Source organism: Thermodesulfobacteriota bacterium, assembly GCA_034189135.1.
Taxonomy (GTDB): domain Bacteria; phylum Desulfobacterota; class Desulfobacteria; order Desulfobacterales; family JAUWMJ01; genus JAUWMJ01.
The window spans coordinates 1-7782 of the sequence record JAXHVO010000003.1 but is presented as its reverse complement, the minus strand read 5'-3'; the positions used below and the strand labels follow the sequence as shown (position 1 = coordinate 7782).

Annotated in this window: 9 protein-coding genes; 5 read left to right on the top strand and 4 right to left on the bottom strand. The window is 40.2% G+C overall.

Features of this window, described 5'->3' with window-relative positions; all coding sequences use genetic code 11:
* Window positions 1-243 precede the first annotated feature (243 nt).
* The 4 genes from flaF to SWH54_00175 form a co-directional block, all read right to left on the bottom strand.
* A complete protein-coding gene (gene flaF / locus SWH54_00190; GenBank protein MDY6789670.1) occupies window positions 244-624 on the bottom strand; it encodes a flagellar biosynthesis regulator FlaF in 381 nt (126 codons plus the stop codon).
* Window positions 614-1003, bottom strand: a complete 390-nt coding sequence (locus SWH54_00185; GenBank protein ID MDY6789669.1) for a flagellar biosynthesis repressor FlbT — start codon at window positions 1001-1003, stop codon at window positions 614-616. Before SWH54_00185 ends, flaF begins: the two co-directional genes overlap by 11 nt.
* 136 nt (window positions 1004-1139) lie before the next feature.
* Window positions 1140-1814, bottom strand: a complete 675-nt coding sequence (locus SWH54_00180; protein ID MDY6789668.1) for a hypothetical protein — start codon at window positions 1812-1814, stop codon at window positions 1140-1142.
* An 85-nt stretch (window positions 1815-1899) separates the two neighbouring features.
* The gene (locus tag SWH54_00175; GenBank protein ID MDY6789667.1) at window positions 1900-2706 is read right to left on the bottom strand and encodes a flagellin; all 807 of its coding nucleotides are present in this window, start codon (window positions 2704-2706) and stop codon (window positions 1900-1902) included.
* Window positions 2707-3149: 443 nt separating this feature from the next.
* Here SWH54_00175 and SWH54_00170 point away from each other — a divergent pair, with 443 nt between their 5' ends.
* From SWH54_00170 to SWH54_00150, 5 genes are all read left to right on the top strand, one after another.
* Entirely contained in the window at window positions 3150-3482 is a 333-nt protein-coding gene (locus tag SWH54_00170; GenBank protein ID MDY6789666.1) for a hypothetical protein, read from the top strand.
* On the top strand, window positions 3469-4338 hold the full coding sequence (locus tag SWH54_00165; GenBank protein MDY6789665.1) for an HDOD domain-containing protein: 870 nt from the start codon (window positions 3469-3471) through the stop codon (window positions 4336-4338). Before SWH54_00170 ends, SWH54_00165 begins: the two co-directional genes overlap by 14 nt.
* Before the next feature lie 254 nt (window positions 4339-4592).
* Entirely contained in the window at window positions 4593-5864 is a 1272-nt protein-coding gene (locus SWH54_00160) for an ATP-binding protein (GenBank protein MDY6789664.1), read from the top strand.
* A gap of 111 nt (window positions 5865-5975) precedes the next feature.
* A complete protein-coding gene (locus SWH54_00155) occupies window positions 5976-6458 on the top strand; it encodes a chemotaxis protein CheX (protein MDY6789663.1) in 483 nt (160 codons plus the stop codon).
* A 29-nt stretch (window positions 6459-6487) separates the two neighbouring features.
* A complete protein-coding gene (locus SWH54_00150; GenBank protein ID MDY6789662.1) occupies window positions 6488-7231 on the top strand; it encodes a response regulator in 744 nt (247 codons plus the stop codon).
* The last annotated feature ends 551 nt before the right edge of the window (window positions 7232-7782 follow it).

The window sequence follows — 7782 nt, the reverse complement described above, 5'->3', positions numbered from 1 at the left end:
ACCTTTAACGAGTTGCCAATGCAAGTAAATTATGCATTTTCTGGAAAATCTTCGTTTTACTTCTATGCGATTTTACATCGTAAATTCAAACAGTTTTCAATTGTCGTTCAGACACTATTTATAAGAAACAATATGACAAGCAATAAGAATTAAAAGGGTCTCGGAATTGAGACCCTTTTTTATTTTAGGAAATGATTTTTAAATTTTAGGTTATCGATTGACAGATTTTCCAATCATGAATCATCAGTCAGAAGCTGAGCCTCTTAATCCCGAGGCGATATTCCGGTTGATATTGATGACCGCAGTAAGCTTTTCTGGTGACGGGTAGCTCATGGTTTCAAAAATCCGTTTATCGATAAATGAACTGAGCCGAAGCAGGTTGATCTTTAATTGTTTGGGAAGCGGGTTGTCCTCATTTGAAATTTCGCCCTGAAAGATACTCCATATCCTTTGCGTATATTTGAGGGCTTCATCTAGCTTTTCATCCCGATCTTTTGCGCCCCAGTTATCCTGGCAATCTTTAAGCTTAAGTGCGGCCTGGGTGAGAACCCTTGCCTCTGTTTCTCTTCCGGGCATGGTTTTCTTCTCCACTGTTTTATAGGCTTCCAAAGGATTATTGTGCACGGCTTAATACCTCCTGTTCGTATTCTATCATCTTTTTTGTAATTTTTATCGCCTGGTAATACCTGTTGCTTGATATATGCTCGCTGATCTGGTCCACAAAACCGACCATACTGGGGGCGGCTTTTACTGTATCCTGTGCAAGGTTCCAAAAATTAGCATAATGGGTGGCCTGATTTTCTTTATCAACATACATGAGCTGGATGGCGAAATAAATCCGACGGCACGGGGAATCGGCCTCCTCCTCCCTCAGTATATCTGATTGCCTGAGGACCGGAACCTTGTTTTCAATCACAAAATCGGTAACTTTACTGCCATTGGTAATAACCGCTCCGTCGATTATCATTCGCTCATTTGGTTTTAATGTGATTTTAAGAGCCATTTTGTGCCTTAATTAAGTAAAATATCGTTCATTTGTTTAGTATGTAGTCCGTTGTCTGTCGCTGAATAGGGATAAAAACTTTTTCTTAGTATAACATTCTAATTAAGTTTGACTCAATTGGGGTTACAGTATCTTTTTATATTACCGGTGGATTCATTATACCTGAAGCATCTGCGGCCAGTTCGGATTGACGCTTAATCAGTGTATCCTTTGCCAAGTCGAGTATTTTTAGCATCAAATGGATATCATCGTCCGTTGCATGGCCGGAAAGTTCCGGAATGTTGAGTCCGCCCGGACCTGTATGAACCTGCCTGTTGTGGATGGTTTTGCTGAATCCTTTATGTTCAATAACTATATCCCTGTCCTCAGATTCAAATAAAGATGGAGCAGCCATAATTTTCCCGGCAGTTGTATCTTCAGGCGGAAAGGTCAATTGATCAATGAGTTTTCGAAACCCATTGAAGTTGTATGACATTTCAAGCCTTTCTATACTTCCTGACAGAAAAGGGGGGTAATTTTTTACGTGTATTTGCAACTCATCTTTCATACGGTCAATATAGGTTTTAATCTTTTCCATATTTCCGTCCGCCATCCGGATACTTTTTGCCGCCGCAATGATGCTGAGATTGGATGCCTGGAGCTTGCCGAAAGAAAAATTGTCTTTGTCAATTTTATCCCATCCTCGTTCTACATTATTCAGCAAGGCTTCCTTTTTAATATTATCCAGCTGTTTGTGTCCCGGCCCGGTTAAGTGAGCTTTTTGGCTGATTTGGGGCAGGTCTTGATTGATTGCAATATTTGATGTCGTCATATTTTTTTGCCTCCCAAGGAAAAATCCGGTAAGGGGGAAGGATTGATTCTCCCTTACCGGACGAGATTACACCTCAGGATTTTAATTAAAACAGCCTTAGCACTGATTGTGCCGCCTCAGATGCAAGGCTCAATGAGGTGGTACCCAGAGCCTGTCGGGTCTGAAGCATCAGCATATTAGCCCCTTCCTCGTTCATGTCTGCATTGGTGAGGTTGGCAACGCCGTCTTCTAAAGTGTTGATCGTCTTTTCGGTGAAATCCTGTCTGACGGTAATAGTACTCAGGTTGTTAGACATTTCTTTTGCTTCGGTCCGCAAAGTGTCTTTTGCGGTATCGAGGTTTGTGATCGCCGTATTAATGCTTGCATCTGCCGCCCAAGAACCAGTTGCATCAGCTATCCCGAGAGCAGTGGCACAGGCATCGAAACCGGAAAGACCGATACTATTGGTTCCGTCTGCGTTAAAGGAAACCGTTAAGGTATCGTTGGACAGAAAGTTGATTCCTTTGTAGCCTGAATCTTCAGAAAGGTCGTCGATTTGATCCATCAGCGTGTTAAACTGGACAGCCAATGCGGCGCGTTCTGTGGTGCTTGTGGTAGAAAGCGCGGATTGAGCAGTCGATTTTGCACTGGCAATCAAGTCGGTAATGGCTTCGATTCCGTTGTTTCCGGCCTTTATGGTCTGAATGGCTTCGCCCATGGCATCTTTACGAAATGCCAGGTCGTCTGCACGTTGCTGATGATTTTCTGCCGCAAAAAAGTTGATGGCATCATCCAGAGCGCTGTTAACTCTTTTCCCAGTGGAAAGACGGGTCTGGGTTTTTTCCATCAGCTTGGTAGTATTCTGCAAAGCAAAAAGGTTTTGTCTCATTCCTGATGTTAATGTAATAGCCATGATATTTCTCCTTTTCTAGGTTTTTATTTCGGCATCCTGCCGAATGGTTGAATGTTTTGCCGAATTTTCCGACATTTTAAATTTCAGACAAATTTGATTTCCTGTTTTTTTCTCACCTCCTTTCATGTTTTTTATTTTGTCTTCAATACATTTATCGGGATTGTTTTTAAAAACTTTAGCTGTTTTTTCATTTTTTTGGACGGAATAACGATTTGATTAACGTGTAACTATTTGGAAAAATATGGTTAAGGGATGCATCTTACCCCTTGGGTGCTGCGAGTCGGGGAGTTCGGGTTTCGGGATGTATAAAATATGAAGGTATTTTTGGGCGAACCCTTAAGTTTTTTTTATAACTGCCGATATAACGGATAGATAAAACAAGACCTTCAGCCAAATCATTAACATGGCAGGATGACCGACTTTTTATAATATAAGAGGAACCGATGATTACTGTTGATTTAGAAGAGTTTAAGCCGGGCATGATACTGGCAAAATCTGTTTACAGCCAGCAGGATGTTTTGTTGCTTAAAGACGGAACAGAGCTTACGGAGAGGAAAGTATGGATATTAAGATCATGGGGAATAAGCGAGGTCTCGGTGGAGGGAGAACAGGTTGAAGACATAGATTCAGAGAAAAGAGAGGAATCCAAAGCCAGGGAAAAGATAAAAAAAGAGTTGAAAGAAAAATTTTCCGATGTTCTCCAGGATCCGGTTATGGAAGAAATAATGAAGGTGGCATGCAAACAGATAGAAAAAATAACTCATGAAGAAAAGTAAAAATAGCCATATGGGTTTATCCAGAGTGATTAGAAGAATAGATGATCTTCCGACCCTTCCCAGCGTAATCATTCGGATAACTGAACAGGTAAACAATCCCAGATCATCCGCTAAGGACCTGGCAGGAGTTATCGTTGATGATCAGGTGCTTACCGCAAGGCTTTTAAAGCTGGTTAACTCATCATTTTACGGATTCCCCCAAAAGATTTCCACTGTGACAGATGCAATCGTGCTGCTTGGTTTTGATGCCATAAGAAATTTACTCCTGACCACATCTATATTCAATATGTTTACCGGTATGAACAAGAGAAAGAAAACCTTACAGGAAAAATTCTGGGACCATTCACTCGGCTGTGCGGTGGGGGCAAAAGTGATCGGAAATCATATTAGATATGACAAGGTGGAAGAGCTTTTTGTTTCCGGTCTGTTACACGATATAGGAAAAGTAGTGGAAATGTTGTTTTTCCCTGAAGATTTTGAAAAAGTTGCCTCCATTATAAAGGAAAAAAACATACTGATGAAATCTGCTGAAGATGAAACTCTTGGATATACACATGCAGAACTGGGGAAATTGCTGGCGGAAAAATGGAATTTGCCCCAAAAACTGGTTAATGCCATCGAATTTCACCATGAACCGGATAATGCTGGAAGGTTTATACAGGAGGCGGCAGTGGTTCATCTGGCGGACATTCTTTGCAGAGCCCTTGATATAGGTTCTGGCGGAGACAATAAAATACCTTTTCTAAATAAAATTGCCTGGGAAACCTTACAGATTAAATTAAGCGCAATTGAACCTATCATGGAGAAGATAAAGCTTGAATTTGAAGATATAAGCAAGTTTGCCAATTATACCTGACCTGGAAAGGTCGATTGCTTTCTTTGGGAAGCGCTGCGTTTAAGGGGACTTTTAGTTAATGATCGCTTCGCTTGCTGATAGATAATTACTACCGGTTGCTGGATATAAAATTTTAACAAAGAGAAGGCTTCTGATGTTACCATAACCGACACGGCTTCGCCTTCGATTTCAGACCACACATTCCAAGCCACCCTAACCGGTAAAGGAATATCCTAAATCAAGCATCAAGTATCCGGAAAGGAAAATCGTAATTGATGTCCGAAATTGAAAGAAATTTTGAAATCAGTGAAGAAAAGACAGCCTTGCTGGAATTTATAGAAAAAATGGAACAGATGAACAAGTTTCAGGAAAAAATTGATGCGCCTGCCGATATTGATCAAATCTGGGAAGTTTTTTTGGAAGAAGTGGAAAATTCAATCGATGTGGATGTTTGTGCGCTGTTTATGGTGCATGAAAAAACTCAGGAATTTGTTTTAAAAAAAGTATCACCGGCTGATACAGAGTCCACTTGCTTAAAAGAGATCAACCTGCAAATTGAAATCGGCATGTTACCATGGGTGATTAACCGGAGACAGCCCGCGCTGATTCCCTCATTGGCGGCAAAGAACAAGAAAACCATCATTATGCTGCCTCTGACAACGGTAAAGAGGACTCTTGGGTTGATCATGCTTTTTACCCCCATAAAGGAGAGCTCGATTACCCAGGAAGATTTGAAACTTCTGGCGATGCTGTCCAAAGAATGCTCCCTAGTTTTGGAAAACACTTTTTTGTATGAAAGCCTGAAAAAGGAGCACGAATCACTACAAAAAGCCCAGTCTGAGATAGCCCGGGCTGAAAAACTGGCTTCCATGGGAAGGCTGACTTCCGGTGCCTGTCATGAAATATTGAACCCACTGAATATCATATCCAGCCATGTTCAGTTTATGCTGATGGATGATGATTTAAAGCCAAATATTTCAAATTATCTGAACATCATGCAATTGCAATCCAACAGAATCGCTGCCATTGTACAGGGATTGCTGCAGTTTTCCAGCGCCGGCATGCAAAATTTGGTAAAGATTAAAATAAATGATGTGATTGAGTCAGCTATGGTTCAGGCAAGGCATGATTTAAAGCTGGTGAACATAAAGATAGTTAAAGAATTAGGCAATCATTTACCAGTGATAACAGGAGATATGGCAAGCTTAACAAAGGTTTTCATCATTATTGTTGCAAACGCAATAGATGCCATGTCCCAAAGCGGAGTACTTACCATTTCAACAAAAAGATGCGATAACAAAGAAATTCTACCCGGGCAATCAGATTTTATTGTCACCATATTTGAAGATACCGGGTGTGGTATTCCCAGGGAGAACCTAAAGAAGATACTTGATCCATTTTTTACCACTAAAGAGGCCGGAGCCGGGACAGGCCTTGGGCTGGCCCTGAGTGACGGAATCATTCGGGATCACGGTGGAATAATAAACGTTGAAAGCGAAATAGATAAAGGCACCAAATTTTTTATATATTTACCGGTTAAAAAATGACTTTTTCATCCATCCAATAAATCCTAAAGTTTTTTGCAAAGGTTTCCGATAGATTAATCATGGTTCAGATGGATCAATCAATGCTGCGAGATTTAGAAAGGGGCAAGTAATATGAGCGAAATAAACAATATTGATCTAAAGGGTTTTGTGGCAAAAATTTTGACCGATGTTTTTGATACCATGCTGTCAATGAAGATAGAACAAATGGATGGTAGCGTGAAAGGAATCAATGGCGACAATCAAATTGTCGGGTCAGTGGGATTTGCCGGAAAAGTAATGGGCAACGTCAATATTTTGGTCAGCAGCAACTTTGCGCATTTGATGACTGCGGAAATGCTGGGTATGGAGGTGGAAGAAATAGAAAGCGAGGAAGAGGTTTTCGATGTGATTGGGGAGTTATGTAATATGGTGGGCGGTGACCTAAAATCAAGGCTTTGCGACAGTGGTTTTACATGCGACCTTTCCATTCCTTCTGTTACAGAGGGAAATGACTTAACAATAGAGTCCAGAGGTTGGGACAGGTGTGAGTGTTTCGGTTTTAAATGCAGGGAAAATACCGCTTTAGTCCAGGTATATATAAAAACAGCGGAATAAATTTAATTTATTATATTGGGAGATTAATTATGGCTTTAAAAATTCTAACTGTTGATGACAGTAAAACAATTCGTATGATTGTGAAAAAAGCATTCCGTCAATTTAACTGTGAAATGTTTGAAGCGGAAAACGGTATCGAAGGATTGGCCGCAGCAAACAAGGAAAAACCGGACCTGATTGTTTTAGATATTACCATGCCGGTGATGAATGGCACAGAAATGCTTGAGAAATTAAAAAGCGAGGATGCGTTAAAGGATATTCCTGTTATTATGCTGACGGCTGAATCCGGTAAAGACAATGTGATGCAAATCGTTAAAATGGGCGTAAATGATTATATGGTGAAACCGTTTAAGGGTGAGCAATTAATTGAGCGTGTTGAAAAAATCTTAACGCTTGAGCCCAAAAAAGAGGAAAAAGCGGCGGAAGATACGGCCAGGAAATATTTTTCCCAAGAGGACGGTATACAAATACTTCTGCTTCCCAGCAAGATCACCCGGCCCATTTCGGTTGAAATCGATAGTCATTTGAATAAGAAATTAGAAGAGATGAAGACATCAGGGTTTAAAAAATTCATTTTAGATTTGAGAAAAGTTTCTGAAACCAATGTTTCTTTAATTAAACTCATTTTATTAATTATTCAAAAATGCGAAAAAGAAGCCATTTCAATCCGACTTGTCGGTTCTCCGGCGGTGGGCAAGGAATTGAAATCGTTTCAGGAAACCAGCGAGATCCCGCTTGACTTTTCAATTCACGATGCAAAGGTTAATTTTTAAAGAAGATACTGGAACACCCCGTATACCATAAATAATAAAAGCGACATGCAATTGGCATGTCGCCCAATATAAAATCTATCAAACCGCAAAAGCCGTCCTCATGTAACAATATCGCAAAAGATGTGATATTGTTTCATATAGATTTTCCCTCTCGACCGGGCACAACGATTCTCCGGATAAACCAAACTAAGATGGAAAAACGAATGTATGTTTCTAATGAACATATTCCGTTTTACGCAATGATAACTTGTAGATAACAGAACGTAAGCAAAGCAAAGAAGAACTATATTATCAATGTTGGTATTAGAACTATTATAATAAATTGACCGTATGTCATCCAAGTTTTTTGTTAATCTGTCTGTGGCGGACTCATACCCTCAGAAAATTTCCTCATGCAAAACAGAACATATTTTTAGGAATTATTAGAGCACCTAATTAGTGCCTGAACGAAAAGTCATGGTTTTACGAGCCAGCCGGTTGGTTATGTTCGTTCATTAAATTACTACCGTTCAAAATGATGGCAGCCAGTAGTAAATCAAATCTTGGCTACC

What these genes read in the sequence shown, in the direction of transcription:
- SWH54_00185 (MDY6789669.1), bottom strand. Translation starts at nt 1,003, where the DNA reads ATGGCTCTTAAAATCACATTAAAACCAAATGAGCGAATGATAATCGAC.
- SWH54_00180 (MDY6789668.1), bottom strand. Translation starts at nt 1,814, where the DNA reads ATGACGACATCAAATATTGCAATCAATCAAGACCTGCCCCAAATCAGC.
- SWH54_00175 (MDY6789667.1), bottom strand. Translation starts at nt 2,706, where the DNA reads ATGGCTATTACATTAACATCAGGAATGAGACAAAACCTTTTTGCTTTG.
- SWH54_00170 (MDY6789666.1), top strand. Translation starts at nt 3,150, where the DNA reads ATGATTACTGTTGATTTAGAAGAGTTTAAGCCGGGCATGATACTGGCA.
- SWH54_00165 (MDY6789665.1), top strand. Translation starts at nt 3,469, where the DNA reads ATGAAGAAAAGTAAAAATAGCCATATGGGTTTATCCAGAGTGATTAGA.
- SWH54_00160 (MDY6789664.1), top strand. Translation starts at nt 4,593, where the DNA reads ATGTCCGAAATTGAAAGAAATTTTGAAATCAGTGAAGAAAAGACAGCC.
- SWH54_00155 (MDY6789663.1), top strand. Translation starts at nt 5,976, where the DNA reads ATGAGCGAAATAAACAATATTGATCTAAAGGGTTTTGTGGCAAAAATT.
- SWH54_00150 (MDY6789662.1), top strand. Translation starts at nt 6,488, where the DNA reads ATGGCTTTAAAAATTCTAACTGTTGATGACAGTAAAACAATTCGTATG.